This is a genomic window from Rhizobium esperanzae (assembly GCF_014197615.1).
Lineage (GTDB): Bacteria > Pseudomonadota > Alphaproteobacteria > Rhizobiales > Rhizobiaceae > Rhizobium > Rhizobium esperanzae_A.
Genome location: NZ_JACIFY010000008.1, coordinates 146,795 through 162,115 on the forward strand (window position 1 = coordinate 146,795; position 15,321 = coordinate 162,115).

At 59.5% G+C, this 15,321-nt stretch carries 16 protein-coding genes and 1 pseudogene; 7 read left to right on the forward strand and 10 right to left on the reverse strand.

Features of this window, described 5'->3' with window-relative positions:
* Positions 1–36 precede the first annotated feature (36 nt).
* From GGD57_RS13025 to GGD57_RS13045, 5 genes are read right to left on the reverse strand one after another with little or no spacing between them, the layout of a single operon-like run.
* On the reverse strand, positions 37–390 hold the full coding sequence (locus GGD57_RS13025) for a DUF6867 family protein (protein ID WP_184470270.1): 354 nt from the start codon (positions 388–390) through the stop codon (positions 37–39).
* An 18-nt stretch (positions 391–408) separates the two neighbouring features.
* The gene (locus GGD57_RS13030; protein WP_184470272.1) at positions 409–1,152 is read right to left on the reverse strand and encodes an ABC transporter ATP-binding protein; all 744 of its coding nucleotides are present in this window, start codon (positions 1,150–1,152) and stop codon (positions 409–411) included.
* The gene (locus tag GGD57_RS13035) at positions 1,152–2,027 is read right to left on the reverse strand and encodes an ABC transporter ATP-binding protein (RefSeq protein ID WP_085738146.1); all 876 of its coding nucleotides are present in this window, start codon (positions 2,025–2,027) and stop codon (positions 1,152–1,154) included. The genes GGD57_RS13030 and GGD57_RS13035 overlap by 1 nt, the downstream gene beginning before the upstream one ends.
* A complete protein-coding gene (gene livM / locus GGD57_RS13040; protein ID WP_184470274.1) occupies positions 2,027–3,418 on the reverse strand; it encodes a high-affinity branched-chain amino acid ABC transporter permease LivM in 1,392 nt (463 codons plus the stop codon). Before livM ends, GGD57_RS13035 begins: the two co-directional genes overlap by 1 nt.
* A 4-nt stretch (positions 3,419–3,422) precedes the next feature.
* Positions 3,423–4,325 (reverse strand): branched-chain amino acid ABC transporter permease, encoded by a 903-nt coding sequence (locus tag GGD57_RS13045; protein WP_085738148.1) that lies wholly within the window; start codon positions 4,323–4,325, stop codon positions 3,423–3,425.
* Positions 4,326–4,864: 539 nt separating this feature from the next.
* Between GGD57_RS13045 and cysQ the strand changes: the two are divergent.
* From cysQ to GGD57_RS13060, 3 genes and pseudogenes are all read left to right on the forward strand, one after another.
* Positions 4,865–5,661: pseudogene (gene cysQ / locus GGD57_RS13050) on the forward strand (3'(2'),5'-bisphosphate nucleotidase CysQ).
* A gap of 620 nt (positions 5,662–6,281) precedes the next feature.
* Complete coding sequence (locus tag GGD57_RS13055; protein WP_184470278.1) at positions 6,282–7,007, forward strand: sugar transferase; 726 nt, start codon at positions 6,282–6,284, stop codon at positions 7,005–7,007.
* Between the two features lie 1,262 nt (positions 7,008–8,269).
* Positions 8,270–8,545 (forward strand): DUF1153 domain-containing protein, encoded by a 276-nt coding sequence (locus GGD57_RS13060; protein ID WP_007533628.1) that lies wholly within the window; start codon positions 8,270–8,272, stop codon positions 8,543–8,545.
* A gap of 22 nt (positions 8,546–8,567) precedes the next feature.
* On the opposite strand, the gene GGD57_RS13065 is transcribed toward GGD57_RS13060, so the two are convergent.
* Positions 8,568–9,035: a paraquat-inducible protein A gene (locus GGD57_RS13065; RefSeq protein ID WP_210303857.1), complete on the reverse strand. Its 468-nt coding sequence runs from the start codon at positions 9,033–9,035 to the stop codon at positions 8,568–8,570.
* Positions 9,036–9,170: 135 nt separating this feature from the next.
* On the opposite strand from GGD57_RS13065, the gene GGD57_RS13070 reads away from it, so the two are divergent.
* Positions 9,171–9,449 carry a GNAT family N-acetyltransferase gene (locus tag GGD57_RS13070; RefSeq protein WP_184470282.1) on the forward strand — a complete coding sequence of 93 codons (279 nt, stop codon included), beginning with the start codon at positions 9,171–9,173 and terminating at the stop codon, positions 9,447–9,449.
* Between the two features lie 152 nt (positions 9,450–9,601).
* Here GGD57_RS13070 and GGD57_RS13075 read toward each other — a convergent pair whose 3' ends face one another.
* Positions 9,602–9,952: a flagellar export protein FliJ gene (locus GGD57_RS13075; protein WP_085738151.1), complete on the reverse strand. Its 351-nt coding sequence runs from the start codon at positions 9,950–9,952 to the stop codon at positions 9,602–9,604.
* Between the two features lie 436 nt (positions 9,953–10,388).
* Here GGD57_RS13075 and ctrA point away from each other — a divergent pair, with 436 nt between their 5' ends.
* Entirely contained in the window at positions 10,389–11,090 is a 702-nt protein-coding gene (gene ctrA / locus GGD57_RS13080; protein WP_007533606.1) for a response regulator transcription factor CtrA, read from the forward strand.
* A gap of 206 nt (positions 11,091–11,296) precedes the next feature.
* Here the strand turns inward: ctrA and GGD57_RS13085 are convergent, their stop codons facing one another.
* On the reverse strand, positions 11,297–11,659 hold the full coding sequence (locus GGD57_RS13085) for a response regulator (RefSeq protein ID WP_010069020.1): 363 nt from the start codon (positions 11,657–11,659) through the stop codon (positions 11,297–11,299).
* Between the two features lie 121 nt (positions 11,660–11,780).
* Complete coding sequence (chpT, locus tag GGD57_RS13090; RefSeq protein ID WP_126908648.1) at positions 11,781–12,428, reverse strand: histidine phosphotransferase ChpT; 648 nt, start codon at positions 12,426–12,428, stop codon at positions 11,781–11,783.
* Positions 12,429–12,623: 195 nt separating this feature from the next.
* Here chpT and GGD57_RS13095 point away from each other — a divergent pair, with 195 nt between their 5' ends.
* Together GGD57_RS13095 and GGD57_RS13100 are read left to right on the forward strand one after the other, a co-directional pair.
* Positions 12,624–13,211 (forward strand): DUF1134 domain-containing protein, encoded by a 588-nt coding sequence (locus GGD57_RS13095; RefSeq protein WP_184470284.1) that lies wholly within the window; start codon positions 12,624–12,626, stop codon positions 13,209–13,211.
* Positions 13,212–13,327: 116 nt separating this feature from the next.
* The gene (locus GGD57_RS13100; protein WP_184470286.1) at positions 13,328–14,488 is read left to right on the forward strand and encodes a hypothetical protein; all 1,161 of its coding nucleotides are present in this window, start codon (positions 13,328–13,330) and stop codon (positions 14,486–14,488) included.
* Positions 14,489–14,492: 4 nt separating this feature from the next.
* On the opposite strand, the gene GGD57_RS13105 is transcribed toward GGD57_RS13100, so the two are convergent.
* Entirely contained in the window at positions 14,493–15,317 is an 825-nt protein-coding gene (locus tag GGD57_RS13105; RefSeq protein WP_184470288.1) for a TrmH family RNA methyltransferase, read from the reverse strand.
* Positions 15,318–15,321: the final 4 nt, after the last annotated feature.

Sequence of the window (15,321 nt, forward strand, 5' to 3'; positions counted from 1 at the left end):
CTCTGAAGGCAATTCATGCCTAGTTTCAACGGACTGTCAATGTTTGTCCTTCCACGAAAACGCGGAAGTTTTTTCGTACAGCCAGTAATAGTTGTTGACCATCTGGTTGGTGCGGCGAAAGCGGAAGCCGGCCGTTGCAAAGACCAGCAGCGTGACGAAATCGATACCGTAGTAGAAGGCGTCGAGCATCGGCCCGTCGAACAAGGCGTGGTGCAGAAACTGCATCGCCCAGGCGAGCAGGAAGGTGTAGACCACCGCTAACGGATAATTGTTCCAGCCGTCCGCAACTGCCTTACCGGCTCGCCAGGCTGTCCAGAAGCCGATCAGCACGACGAGGCCGCGAATGACAACTCGGACACCGGCATCGCTTTCGAAGAAAAGTCCCTGCATGTTAAACTCTCCCTTCGACTAGTGTCTTCCGCCTTCGAGATAGGCGGCGCGGACCTCGGGATTGGCGAGCAGTTCCCTGCCGGAGCCGCTCATCGTTACCTTGCCGTTCACCATCACGTAAGCGCGGTGCGAAAGCTTCAAGGCGGCGAATGCATTCTGCTCGACGAGGAAAACCGTCAGCCCTTCCTGTTCGTTGAGCTTCTTGATCGCCTCGAAGATGCCCTTGACGATCAGAGGCGCAAGGCCGAGCGATGGTTCGTCGAGAAGCAGGAGCTTCGGGCGCGCCATCAGCGCGCGGCCGATCGACAGCATCTGTTGCTCGCCGCCCGAAAGCGTGCCGCCGCGCTGGGCGTGGCGCTCCTTGAGACGCGGGAAAAGCGTGAAGATCTTCTCGACGTCCTCGGCGAAATATTTGAGATTATCCAGGCCGGCGCCCATCTGGAGGTTTTCCAGAACCGTCATGCGCGGGAAGATGCGGCGGCCTTCCGGCGACTGCGCGATGCGCAGGCGAGCGATTTCGTGGGTCGGCAGCTTGGTGATATCGCGGCCCTCGAAGACCACAGAGCCGGTACGGGCCTGTGGGCTGCCGCAGATCGTCATCATCAGCGTCGACTTGCCGGCGCCGTTGGCGCCGATCAGGCTGACGATCTCGCCCTTGTTGACATGGACATCGATGCCGGCCAATGCACGGATATTGCCGTAATAGGTTTCGACGCCGTTCACCTGAAGGAGCGTTTGACTGGTCATTACTTCAGCGCCCATCAGTTTGCGCCTCCTTCGAGCTGCTCGACGGTTGCGATCACCTCTTCCACTTCTTCATCCTCGACGCCGAGATAGGCCGCGATGACCTTCGGATCGTTCTTCACGTGATCCGGTGTGCCATCGGAAATCTTCTGGCCGTATTCGAGGACGACGACGTGGTCGGAGATTTCCATGACGACGGACATGTCGTGCTCGATGAGCAATATCGACGTTCCGGTTTCGGCACGGATGCTCTGCAGCAGTTCGTTGAGCGTTGCCGATTCCCGGGGGTTCAGACCTGCTGCCGGTTCGTCGAGGCAAAGCAGCTCGGGACCGGTGCACATGGCCCGCGCAATCTCAAGGCGCCGCTGGGCGCCGTAGGGCAGATCGCCCGCCGGGTCGTCGGCACGGTCGATCAGATCGGCCTTTTCAAGCCAGTGACGTGCAAGCTCGACCGCAGCGGCCGCCTCCCGTCTGTAAGGCCCAATGCCGAGGAGGCCGAGGATCGTATAACCCGATGCCTGCATCAGCTTGTTGTGCTGGGCGACCAGCAGGTTCTCGAGAACGGTCAGGCCGGAGAACAGCCGGATGTTCTGGAAGGTGCGCGCCACCTTGGCTTCCTTGGTGATGCGGAAGTCCGGCAGACGCTCGAGCAGGTACTGCTTGCCGCTCTTCTGATTGAGCGTAATCATCCCCATCGTCGGCTTGTAGAAGCCGGTGATGCAGTTGAAGACGGTGGTCTTGCCGGCGCCGTTCGGCCCGATCAGCGCGGTAATATCGCCGCGCTTGGCTTCGAAGGAGAAGTCGTTGATGGCCATCAGGCCGCCGAACTTCATCGACAGGTGCTCGACTTTGAGAAGCGTATCGCTCGACATCGTATTGGTAACGGGGCTCATCAACCGTGGCCCTCCTTGGTGAAGCTTCCGGATATTGCCTTGCGTTCCTTGAGGAAGGCCGTTGGTTCACGCGAACCGACGAAACCGCGCGGCTTGAACAGCATGACTACGACCATGGCGAGGCCGAAGAGCAGCATGCGGTAGAGTTCCGGCGTGAAGTCTGGCCCGAAGACCACTTTCAGGAAGTCCATTTCGCGCAACGCTTCGGTACCGCCGACCATGACGATCGCGGCGACCGCGATGCCGGTCAGCGAGCCCATGCCGCCGAGAACGACGATGGCAAGAACGACAGCCGATTCCAGGAAGATGAAGGATTCCGGCGAAACGAAGCCCTGGCGCGCTGCGAAGAACGAGCCGGCGAAGCCGCCGAACATGGCGCCTGTCGCAAAGGCGGTGAGCTTGGTCGTTACCGTATTGATGCCGAGCGAACGGCAGGCGATCTCGTCTTCGCGCAGCGCTTCCCAGGCACGCCCGATCGGCATGCGGCGCAGCCGGATGGTGACGTAAGCCGTCAGCATGCAGAGCGCCAGGATGAGATAGAAGAGGAAGATCTTGTAGTAGGCGGAGGACATCGGCAGGTGGAAAAGCTTGGCGAAGCCGCCGGCCGAGGCATCGAAAGGAATGCCGAACAGCGTCGCCTTCGGAATGCTCGAGATGCCGAAGGTTCCCTTGGTCACGTCAGTCCAGTTGATGAGGACGAGACGGATGATTTCACCGAAGGCAAGCGTCACGATGGCGAGATAGTCGCCGCGCAGGCGCAGCACCGGGAAGCCGAGAATCACACCCCACAAGGCCGCGAAGATGCCGGAAAGCGGCAGCAGCACCCAGAAGGACAGACCGAAATAGCTCGACAGCAGCGCGTAGGAGTAAGCGCCGACCGCATAGAAGGCGACATAACCGAGATCGAGCAGGCCGGCGAGGCCGACGACGATGTTCAGTCCCCAGGCGAGCATCACATAGATCAGAATCTGGATGCCGAAATTGTCGACCCACTTCAGCGAGCCCTGCGCGCCGACAAGCGCCACGATCACCATGGGATAGAGCAGCAGCGCAATCAGCGCGATCTTCAGGAAATGCCGATGGAAAAAGTTCTTTTCCGTCGAGATGTCGAGATCGCCCTCTCGCGCCTTGCTGAGCTTGCGGCGGTCGATATTCGGCTTGATGAAAACGACCATGAGGAAACGGCCGATCGCGGCGACGGCGACGAAGATCGCAAGCAATCCCCAGCGCTGGACGATGATCAGCTCGTTGTTGATGTTCTGATCGGTCTTGAGACCGACATAGAGAACGAACATGCCGAACGACAGGACGGCGGCGAAAAGGGCTTCGGTAAGGCCTTTGCGGACAAGTCCGGCATCGGACTTGCCTGCAGAATTCTCAATGTTTGCCATGACGTTATACCTTCTCGACTTCCGGCCGCCCGAGAATACCCGTCGGCTTGAAGATCAGCACGAAAGCGAGGATGGCGAAGGTCGCGACATCCTTGTACGCGATGGTGAAATAGGCCGACCACAACGATTCGATCAGGCCGATCATCAGCCCGCCGAGGACGGCGCCCGGCAGCGAGCCGATGCCGCCGAGAACGGCTGCGGTAAATGCCTTCACACCCGGCGTGAAACCATCGGCGAACGAAGCGACGCCATAATACATCAGATACATCGTCCCGGCGACGGCAGCGAGTGCCGCACCCATGACGAAGGTGATGGAGATCGTCTGGTCGACATTGACGCCGAGCAACGCCGCCATCTTGCGGTCCTGCTCCGTGGCGCGCTGGGCGCGGCCGAGCGCGGTGTGGTTGACGATGTACCAGAAGATCGTCAGCAGCACCGCCGTGATGACGATGATGATGATCTGCTTCAGCGACACCGAGATGTTGCCGAACTGGTAGACCGTGCTCACCATCGGCGGGATCGGCTTGTTGCGCGGACCCTGCGTCACCTGGATGAAGTTGGACAGTACGATCGACATGCCGATCGCAGTGATCAGCGGCGCCAAGCGGAAGGAACCGCGCAGCGGACGGTAGGCGACGCGCTCGATCGTCCAATTCCACAAACTCGTCATCAGCATCGCAACGACAAGCATCGCCAGCAGCAGAATTGCCACCGGGAGACCTGCGAAGATGGACGTGAGAACGAGGAAGACGATGAGAGCGGCGAAACCACCGAGCATGAAAATGTCGCCATGGGCGAAGTTGATCATGCCGATAATGCCGTAAACCATCGTATAGCCAATAGCCACAAGGCCATAGATGGATCCGAGAGTCAGCCCATTGAAGAGCTGCTGGACGAAATACTCCATATGTCGTTTTCCCCTGGATGCGAGCCGAAGATGCTGCATCTCTTTTTGGTTCTTCAGTCCCCCGTTTCAGGGAACCTCATAAGCCGAATGCATAGCGGTTTCGTTGGAAATGTGAAGACAAAAAGGATTTACTCCGGCAGATTCTTGCCGAAATAGGCCTAAATGGTTCGTTTTGAACCAAAATCCACAGAAAATCGGCACCGAAAGGCGGATTTTTAGCCAGAAAACGCGGCCGGGTTAAACATTCGGCAATGTTGTCGGCGATTTCCTGCACCGTCTGCCGCGTAAGCTATTCCACAGAATTGGAAGATGGCGCAAATTCAGACCTGAAGCCGGCCGCTTTTACGAATACCATTTCATTAGCAGATACCCATCTTCGTCTGACAAGGCTGAAGGCTTATGGTAGCATCGTGATGCTGCGTTATCGGGGATGCGGAGCGCAACGGGAAACACCATATCAAATGTGTATGGTGACAGGGATGGTTTGCGGATGAGCGACAGTGGGGCGCTCGCCCGCGCGGCGAAACGGCAAAAGGACAATGCTGAGGACATTTGAAAGAGCGGCACTCGAAGCCGGCAGGGCCATTATCACGGTTTTGCGCGAAGGCTTCCCGGTCGCCATGAAAGCCGATGCAAGCCCGGTCACCGTCGCCGACGAGGAGGCCGAACGCATCATCCTCGCTCATCTCGCCAGGGATTATCCCGAAATACCGGTCGTGGCGGAGGAATCCGTCGCCGCCGGAAAAGTCCCCGACATCGCCGGCCGAGGCTTCTTCCTGGTCGATCCTCTCGACGGCACGCGCGAATTCGTCGACGGGCGGCAGGAATTCACCGTCAACATCGCCTATATAGAGAACGGCGCCCCGATGGCCGGCATCGTCTACGCGCCGGCGCTCGGGCTCGCCTTCTCGGGAGAGTGCGGCCACGCCGAGAGGCTCGTCGTCACGGAGGATTTCACGGTCGGCGCGCGCAGCGCGATCACCGTGCGCGAACAGCCGGACGACAGGCTGGCGCTCGCCAGCCTTCGCCACAACAGCCCTGAGACCGGAAGTTTCCTCGCCCACCATGCGATCTCCAAATGCACCAATATCGGCTCCTCGCTGAAATTCTGCCTGCTGGCAGAAGGCAAGGCCGACGTCTATCCGCGTTTCACCCGCACGATGGAATGGGACACGGCGGCCGGCGATGCGGTGCTGCGCGCCGCCGGCGGTTCGACTGTCACCCTCGACGGAGCACCGTTGACCTACGGCAAGACGGGAGCGGCGGCCGATTTCGACTTCGCCAACCCGAACTTCATCTCCTGGGGCGGCAAAAACACGTCCTCGAACCGGCGTAATCTTGCGCTGCAGGCGCTGACGGCACACAACGGATAAAGCCCTCGCGCCGAGCGATGCTTCGTGCCGCGTCGCGGCCGGTCTCACATGGCTCCGTCCTCTCCTTAAGGCCGCTGTCTGCACCGTTGGGAACGCGGACAGCTAAAGAGTGTGATTTGCAACGCCAGGATGGACAAGCGATTCCGGGCGCGAATCCGATTCGCCGAATCTTCCGGACCGAATGCTGCCGATCCGCCTTGATTTTGTCATATTGTGACACAGTTTGGAGGCAGCCGGGCATCCTCGCCCCAAAAATTTCGCTTAGGATCCGGTTAAAAATATCGGTTAACGAGTATCGGTCGCGTGCCGAAACCGCACGTCGGACCACCCCTGGAAGGTCTCGCCAAAGGCCTAGAAACCTTGACGAAATTCCAATTATTAACGGAATATCATGAGGTTGCCTCAACTTAACGCAAATGCGAAAGATTTGTTGCGATGCGATATTTCTCTGGACACCATTACACAATTGTCGCATTTTTCCGTTTTAGTAGGGTTACCAACACCTGAGTGCAGCCCTGGTGACAGGGTTAACCATTGATCGCCTATTGCCGCCGCGCCCCTCGAAGACAACAGAGTACGATCCTTGAGCATCACGGAACTAAACAACAGCATTTCGACTGACTCCTTCCGGCCGAGCCGCCGCCAGCAGCCGACCCTGAAGGTTCAGACTCCTGTGATCCATAGCGATGCGCCGCAGGCGCCGCTGATGGACATTGCCCTGAAGCGGGCGTTCGACATCGTTTCGTCGTTGAGCGCCCTCCTCGTCCTTGCCCCCTTCCTTCTTTTGGTCGCGCTGCTGATCAAGCTCGACAGCCCGGGACCGGTGCTCTTCAAGCAGACCCGCTGGGGCAAGAACTGCAAGGCCATCAAGGTCTACAAGTTCCGCTCCATGCGCACCGATCTCTGCGATGTCTCGGGTATTGCCCAGACGGTAAAGAACGACCCGCGCATCACCCGTATCGGCGCCATTCTTCGCCGTACGAACGTCGATGAGCTTCCGCAGCTGCTGAACGTGCTGATGGGCGACATGTCCGTCGTCGGTCCGCGCTGCCATGCGATCGGTATGCGTGCCGGCGGCATGCTCTACGAAGAGCTCGTGCCGGAATATCATCAGCGCCACTCCATGCGCCCGGGCATGACCGGTCTTGCCCAGATGCGCGGCCTGCGCGGTCCGACCGATCGTCCGGCCAAGGCGCGCGCCCGCATCGCCAGCGATCTCTATTACGTCGGCAATTTTTCGATCGTGATGGATATCCGCATCATTTTCGGCACCGTCGTGTCGGAACTGACCCGCGGAAAAGGCTTCTAAGCCTTCCGAGAAGACCAACTGCCTTTACGCATGTAGGCCAAAACTGTGCATCAGTTTTGGCCTACATGCGTTCAAGCTGAAGCTGAAGCGCGCAGTGACGCGCTTGAATGCACGCCCGGAAGTGTCCAGCGGTTTCGGAAAAGCGACAGGCACGAAGACAAAGAGCCAAAGCAGCCGTACCGGAATGCCCTGGCGGCCGCCTGCGACGGCTGACCGAATCACGCTTACGAAGCCCGCGCTTCAGATAGCGCCGCCCCCAAACGTGGCAAAAATCGAGAACGATCGCGATTACGTCGCTGCTCTGCCGACCATCGCAAGCATTCGATTTCGCGGTGGCTCAGCTCTCCAACACCCCTCTTCAGGGCCGGCGTTGCGCCAGACATCGCCTGGAAGCTTTCTACAGCCGCAAAGCACATCACTTCCTGCTATTGCACGGTAAAATTGTCAAAAAGACGAAAATGTATTGTTTCAGGTCAGAGTCGTGCAACGGCATTCTTCAGCCCGTGCCTCCGAAAAGCGTCTTCAAGTGACGGCTTTGCCGATTGGCGGCGACGCCTGCAATTGACCGCTCGTCACCGAAGATCGGCACGATCCTCTACTTCATCGCATTATCAGCTTGCCGCAACAGAAGAGATCGGCGGCGGCGTACTCAACGAGACCCCGCGGACAGTTGTCGATCAACGCGACACGTTAAGAGCCGTGCGGTCGCGCTCCGCGGGAAAGCCGTGAGCAGATAGATATCGAAGCCAGCACGCATCGCCATCTCGCCGAGCCGCTCCTTAGCGTCGTTGATCGAAATCCGAAACCTTCGGTCTGCGAAGGCAAAAATGCAGCATTCTCAGCGCCATCATCGACCGACCGCTCACGTTTTTATCTTCGCAGCCTCATATTCTCGGGTCGGCCTGCCCGCTGCCGTCGACGAGAGACTCGCGCCGAAGCATGCGGAAAAACGGCTACCCTATCCCACCGACACGAAGCACCAGGGCACGAACTGGATTGAAACGGCGGGAGAACAGGGACGAAGTTTGCGCTCGCTCTTAATAATGGAGCGCTTGGAAAATATCCCCGCAAAACGGGTATTATTGACCCCGCATCGCTCCACTGCAGCCGCTGCAGATGCACGTGGCGGCAACCGACTACCCCAGATCCCGGGCCGAAAGGGCGGCTAAATTTGTTATCAAAGTCTTACGATGGGTTTAGGCAAATTTTAAATGTGGCAGGCTAGAGTGACGTCCGTGGTCTTGCGTTGTGTAGAGAGTCCAATGACCGAAATGATACGTCCCCGAGTGAAATATGTCATCGGCCCCGATGGCAGCCCCCTGACGATCGCGGACCTTCCGCCGCCCAATACGCGGCGCTGGGTGATTCGCCGGAAGGCAGAGGTTGTCGCGGCGGTTCGCGGTGGCCTGTTGAGCTTGGAAGAGGCCTGCGAGCGTTACACGCTCACGGTCGAAGAATTCCTCTCCTGGCAGTCGTCAATCAACAGCCATGGGCTTGCCGGCCTGCGCACCACGCGCATCCAGCAATATCGCCACTGATCGCACCCAGCATCGATGCAATTTATTTCGGGCCGGACGCATCTCCCATCAGGGAGTGCAGAAGGCCCGAAATTATTGACGAGGCCGCGTAGCACCAGAGGCCGGGCTGCGTGAAGGCATTCGCCAGCCCTGTCGTCTTTGCCGCCGCAATGACGATCGCGACCAGCAGCACGTCCATCATTGACCACTTGGACAGATGCGGCACGACGCGACGATAAAACAGGCTGCCGGCACCGCCGCCGGCAGCCGTCGCTTCTGCGGCAATCCCGATCATCTTCAGAAACGGCAGCACGATCGAGACCAGCGCGACGATCGCCGCCAGCAGTCCATCGCCGCCCTTCCAGAGGGAGGCGACAATTTCGATGAGCGACGGGGTCTGATCGAAAAAATACAGCGTCTCGAAACGGACCAGCGGCAAGATGAGGCCGAGCGCCAGGAGGAAGGGCGCTGCCACGAGAAGAGCGGGGCGGATGATCGAAAACGCGCTCATTGCTGCGAACCTCGCGCCGATCCGGCATTTTTCATGAACACTGCGTCTCCCCCGGGAATTGTTCCATCGGCTTGGCACGACGCCGCCGACATGTCACCGTCGGCTGTGATAAATATCTGTGCACTGGGAAAAACAATGGACATTCGAAATGAGGAAGGCGCCTCCGGCGGCCGTTATGCCGCAGAAGTCGAGGGGCACGAGGCGGAGATGACCTATTCGCGCACCTCGCCGAAGCTCGTCATCATCGATCATACGGCGGTTCCCGATGCCCTGCGCGGCAAGGGCGTCGGCCAGGCATTGGCGCTTCACGCTGTGGAATCGGCCCGCGCAGGCGGTTGGAAGATCATTCCGCTCTGCCCGTTCTTCAAAGCGCAGGCGCAGCGCCATCCGGAATGGCACGATGTCGTGAACTGATCCGCCTCGCTGAAGCGTCGCGGCTTCGGGATGGTGACATCCAAACGCAAAAATTAAACACCAAAAGCCATGTATGAAGGACAGCACGCCCGTCATACATGGCTTCTCTGAGGCGATCCCCGCGGCGCCGAAGCCGGCGCCCGGCGTTTTTCTTATGCCCGTGCGCGGGCGCTGGTATCACGCTCTTCCAGCGCCGTTGCCCTTGCATATTCCGCCTGCATTTCTTCGAGCGCCATTTCCAGCGTCTCTTCCTGCATCTTCAGTTCCTTGATCGAAACCTGCAGGTTGTCGGCCCGCTGACGCGCAGCCTTGGCGAAGGTCGGATAAGCAAAGTGATTCGGGTCTGATATTCCGGACTTCTTTTCCTCGACGACGATCTGGCTCTCCAGATCCTTCGTCATCCGTTCAAACTCGGACATCATCATCTGCAACTGCTGCAATTGACGTCGTTTTTCGTTCACCTGAAATTCCTTCAGGCGAACGAGACTCTCTCGCGACTTCATACGCATTACTCCCGTGATGCGAGACCCCGGCTCAACTTGAAACCGCCCTGCGCGCCGCTTTGACACGGTTTGCTAAAAAATTTCCGGCGATATTAACAAATACCTACCGCTGGTAACCTTTCGTTTACGGGCATCGTTAATGATAGGCCCGATGATTTAAGGGTCGGTAAATGCCGCGGCATGAAGTTCGAACCTTTTCATTGGCGAGTCGGATGAATCACTTAGCGCCTTTTCCTAATGTTAAAGTTTAGGAAAGCCTTTTTGAGATTCCTATTGGAAAACAGAGAAATGGAAAAATTATTTAATAAATTCGATACTCCTTGCCAGAGTGAATTAGAATTTGTTAACCATTTCGTGGCAGCTTCCAAATCACGTAGCGTGTTCGGTATCGTGTAGGGGGCCAGACCACCTTTCGGCGGCGGTAAAGGGGATAATTATGCGGGTACTTCTCATCGAGGATGATAGCGCTACGGCGCAGAGCATCGAGTTGATGCTGAAATCAGAAAGTTTTAATGTTTATACCACCGATCTCGGTGAAGAAGGCGTCGATCTGGGCAAGCTGTATGATTATGATATCATCCTTCTCGATCTGAACCTGCCCGACATGTCCGGATATGAAGTGCTTCGCACGCTCCGGCTGTCCAAGGTCAAGACACCGATCCTCATTCTGTCGGGCATGGCCGGCATCGAAGACAAGGTTCGCGGCCTCGGTTTCGGCGCCGACGACTACATGACCAAGCCGTTCCACAAGGATGAGCTCGTCGCCCGTATCCACGCCATCGTCCGCCGCTCCAAGGGCCACGCCCAGTCGGTCATCATGACCGGCGAACTGATCGTCAACCTCGATGCCAAGACCGTCGAAGTCGGCGGCCAGCGTGTCCACCTGACGGGCAAGGAATATCAGATGCTGGAGCTGCTTTCGCTCCGCAAGGGCACCACCCTCACCAAGGAAATGTTCCTCAACCACCTTTACGGCGGCATGGACGAACCGGAACTGAAGATCATCGACGTCTTCATCTGCAAGCTGCGCAAGAAGCTCGCCAACGCCGCCGGCGGCGCCAACTACATCGAGACCGTCTGGGGCCGCGGCTATGTTCTGCGCGAGCCGGATGGCACCGAATACGCCGAAACCGCCTGATTTTCCGATCCCCCTTATCGGATAACGAAGATCCCGCCCTTCCGGCGGGATTTTTCGTTGCCCGGCCATAGGTGAAGTGGCTCCGAGATGATGACATCCGGCTGGATCGGTTCAAAATCCTCTCCATCTCGATCAAGGAAACAGAATATCGGCGGCCGAAAGCGCCTGCACTTTCGGCCTCATGCTGCGGGGGAAGAGAGCTGCCGTCAGGCAGCGATCGCGCGGTTTCCGAAGACGGCGGTCAGGATCTTGCGATCGAACGGCTTCAGCAGGAAATCGGTGGCACCGGCACGCTTGCCGGCCATCAGCTTCTTCAGATCCGCCTCGACGACGCAGTAGTAGATCTTGACCTCTTTGCCGCCGTCCATGGCGCGGATGGCGGCGATCAGGTCGAGAGCGCCTTCCATACCGGAATCGACGATCAGATATTCCGGCAGCTCCGCCTGGCAGCGCTGCAGCGCCTCGCCGGCATTGGAGGCCTCGCTGACGAGAAAATCGAGTTCGGAGAGAATGCGCTTGCCGACCTTGCGGACGATATCCGAATTATCGGTGATCATGAACCTTTGCATGGGCGCTCCTTTGCCCCTCGCATTCGTCGCAGCGAGAGGCCTCTTACAACCCTGGAGGATAGGTCCATCTGGCTAAGGAATCGTTACCGTCTGGAAGCAGACGCCCGCCCGCGCTCCAAAATCAGGCGGCGGCGGCCACCGCCGTGAACACCAGCTCTTCGGCGCTGGCGCTGTGATCGAGCGTCATTCCGCACTCCTGCGCCAGCAGAACGGTATAGTAGGGCTGGATCGAATGAGCGTCGATCGCCTCTTCGATCGCGCCGGTCGATATCTCGACGAATTTCGGCGGCAAGCGCATCAGTTTGCCTTTGGCCGTGAGCTTGAACCTGGCATCGAACTCGGGATTCTCAAGCGTCACTTCGAGCACGCCGCCGCGCGGGATGGCGGAATAGGCGACGAGGAAGAGGTTGAGCAGCAGCTTGACGCGGTTCTTGGCAACGATGGCGCGCGGCCCGTTCCAGATCACCTCGGTCTTCTTCTCGGCGATGGCGAAATCCTTGGCGGCCCGCTCGGCCTCGCCGGTATCGATCGAGGCGCCGACGGAGCCCGAAGCGCCGAAGGCGAGGCGCGCAAATTTCAGGCGGACGGAAGCGTTGAGCGCGCTGGTGCGGATCAGGTCCATCGCATCGGCATCGGCACCACCCTCATCGAGGAGTTCCAGCCCATTATTGATCGCACCGACCGGTGAGATGACATCGTGGCAAACGCGGCTGCAAAGAAGCGCGGCCAGATCCGGGCCGGACAAGGTGAGATTGGGGTTCTTGGACATCATCGTCTCCTGAGGGGCGGCAACTTCATCGCGCCCGGGAATATGCTTCATCAAAATTGCGCGAAGTTTGCGATCGTATTCGGTGCCATAATGACACCATATTTGGTAAACCGATTGTTAAGATCATCGGCGCAAAATGCACCAATCGCCGCGAGCGGTTGCCCGCTCCCAGCCAAACGACGAACGGATGACACCATGCGCCCTCGATTTCCGCACCGATTCATCGGCTTCTGCAGGCTGCTTTCGGCCCTCGTTTTTTCCTCGCTGATGGTTGCCGGCCCCGCCTCCGCCCAGGACAACGGCCAGTATACGATGCAGGAAATCGTCGATGCCGGCCATTCCTTCTTCGGCTCCGCCAGCGGCGGGCTTGCCAAAGTCGTCGAGAGTGCCTTCCAGAAATACGGCCTGCCGAACGGCTACATCCTTGGACAAGAAGGCGGCGGCGCCTTCATCGCCGGCCTGACCTACGGCGAAGGCCAGCTGAACACCAAGAACGCCGGCGAACATAATCTCTACTGGCAGGGCCCCTCGCTCGGCCTCGATTACGGCGGCCAGGGCTCGCGCGTGATGATGTTGGTCTACGACCTGCCCACCGTTAACGGCATCTATGCCCGCTTCGGCGGAGTCAGCGGCTCGGCCTACGTGATCGCCGGCTTCGGCATGACCTTGCTCAAGAATAACGACGTGCTTGTCGTGCCGATCCGCACCGGCGTCGGCGCCCGTCTCGGCATCAATGTCGGCTATCTCAAGATCACTCAGGCGCCGACCTGGAACCCCTTCTGAGGCCGCAAAGCAACGCGAATTGGCCGCCGACCGCATCGGCGGCCTTGCCATGCGTGCCATGCGTGCTTAATCATCGCGGTTGACTCCGTATTAACCTTCGAATCGATGGCCGCGCCGTGATCGAATATGCTCTCTTGTTCGGATTGGGCTTCCTGACCGCGGCCTTCCTCGTCTTTCTGGTCTCGCCCGCCGTGCACCGGCGCATCGTCTGGTACACCGAGAACCGCTTGAAGGCGACCATGCCGCTGAGCCCGCAGGAGGTTCGCGCCCAGAAGGATATGGTGCGCGCGCTCTATGCCGCTGAAAATGCCCGGACCACCCAGGACCTTCTGCGTGAGCGCGAAAAATCCCTGTCGCTCCAGCTCCGCCACGACGCGCTTGCCGTCGATGCCGGCAGGCTCGCCGCCGAGATCAGCGATTTGCAGTCGCAGATCGGCGAGATGCATGTCGAGGCCGCCGAGCAGCGCTCGCACCTGCGCAAGGACGAGAATTATATCAGCCAGTTGAAGACCAATCTGCATATCGCCGAACAGTCCGTTGCCAACAAGGAGAGCGAACTGGCGCAGATGAGGACGCGGCTGAGCAAGCTCGGCGAACAGACCGATGGCCTGAGGATCGACCTCGCCGCACGCGAAACCGAGGCGGAGAGCCTGAAATTCCGCGCCAACGCGCTGCGCGACGAACGGGACACGCTGCGCCAGGACGTCAACCTGTTGCAGAAACGCGCAAAGGATGCCGAACAGAAATTGACGCAGCAGCAGCACATGGTCATCCGTCTCGAGGACAAGGCCGCCCGCGACAGCGCTTCGGCTGCCGAGAAGGAAACCCTGCTCGCCCGCCGCCAGCAGGAGATCGCCAAATTGAAGGAGCAGGTGAAGGCCGCCAACGCCGAGATCCGCAAAGTCAACCGGGTGCTGCGCGACGCAGGCCTTGCCAAAATGGCCGCGGAAGTGCCGGCCGAGGATGTGGCCGAAGACACGACCGCATCCTCGCTCGATACCGCCGCCCTGACGGCAGAGATGGGCGAGGATGTCCGCAGCCGCAGCGCCGCTCTTGCCGATCGCCTTCAGAAGGCAAAGACCGTCACCGGACGCGACGGCGCGATCCGCGAAGAAATCGCCTCGATCGCCGCCAGCATGGTGGCGCTGACCGCGCTCAACGAAGGTCCATCGTCGCCGATCCGCTCGCTGTTGCCGGATGCGGCGGAAAAGACCTCTGGCGATCGTGTCAGCCTCGCCGACCGGGCAGCGTCGATCATTGCCGATCCCCAGCACTGAGATCTTAAAAAAGCTTCATCGCGGAAGCCATGGAAAACAGCGCGATCCCCGTCGCGGTCGCAGCGTTGAGGCTGTCGAGTTCTTCCGACTGTGGAATGCGCGCGCTCTGGAAGCGCGCCAACAGCGCCTCCGGCAATCCCTCGCCCTCCGTGCCGACGACGAGCGCCATGCGCGCTGAAGCCGGAATGGCACGGATATCGGTCTTGCCGTGCGGCGAAAGCGTCCAGATGGCAAAACCTCGTTCGGCAAGCGCCAGCAGCACGTCCAGCGCATTGCCTCCGCGCCGGTAGGGAACGCTCAGCACCGAACCGACCGAGACACGCAGCGCCTTGCGGTAGAGCGGGTCACAGCAGGTTTCGTCGAGCAGCACCGCATCCGTCCGGAAGGCCGCCGCATTGCGGAACATCGAGCCGGCATTGTCATGATTGGAAATGCCGCAGCCGACGAGCACCAGCGCCCGTTCCGGCAGCGCGTCGAGCAGCGCCGTCTCGCCCCGATCCTCCCGTCGACCGAGCGCGAGAACGCCGCGATGCAGATGGAAACCGACGACGCCGTTGAGAACATCGGCCTCGGCGACATAGACCGGCACATCGGCCGGCAACCGCTCCAGGATCGGCAGGACGCCATCGACGCGGTTGCGCAGCAGCAGGATCTTCTCGGCAGAAAAGCCGCGGTCTTGCGCATGCGCCTCGGCGAGCATGCGCAGCACGACGGTGCCCTCGGCGATGAACCGGTTCTCCCGCCCCGTCAGGTCGCGCTCTCTGATATCGCGGAATTCAGCGATGCGCGGATCGTCGGCGCTGTCGATGGCGATCGGAACGGCGGCCATGCCG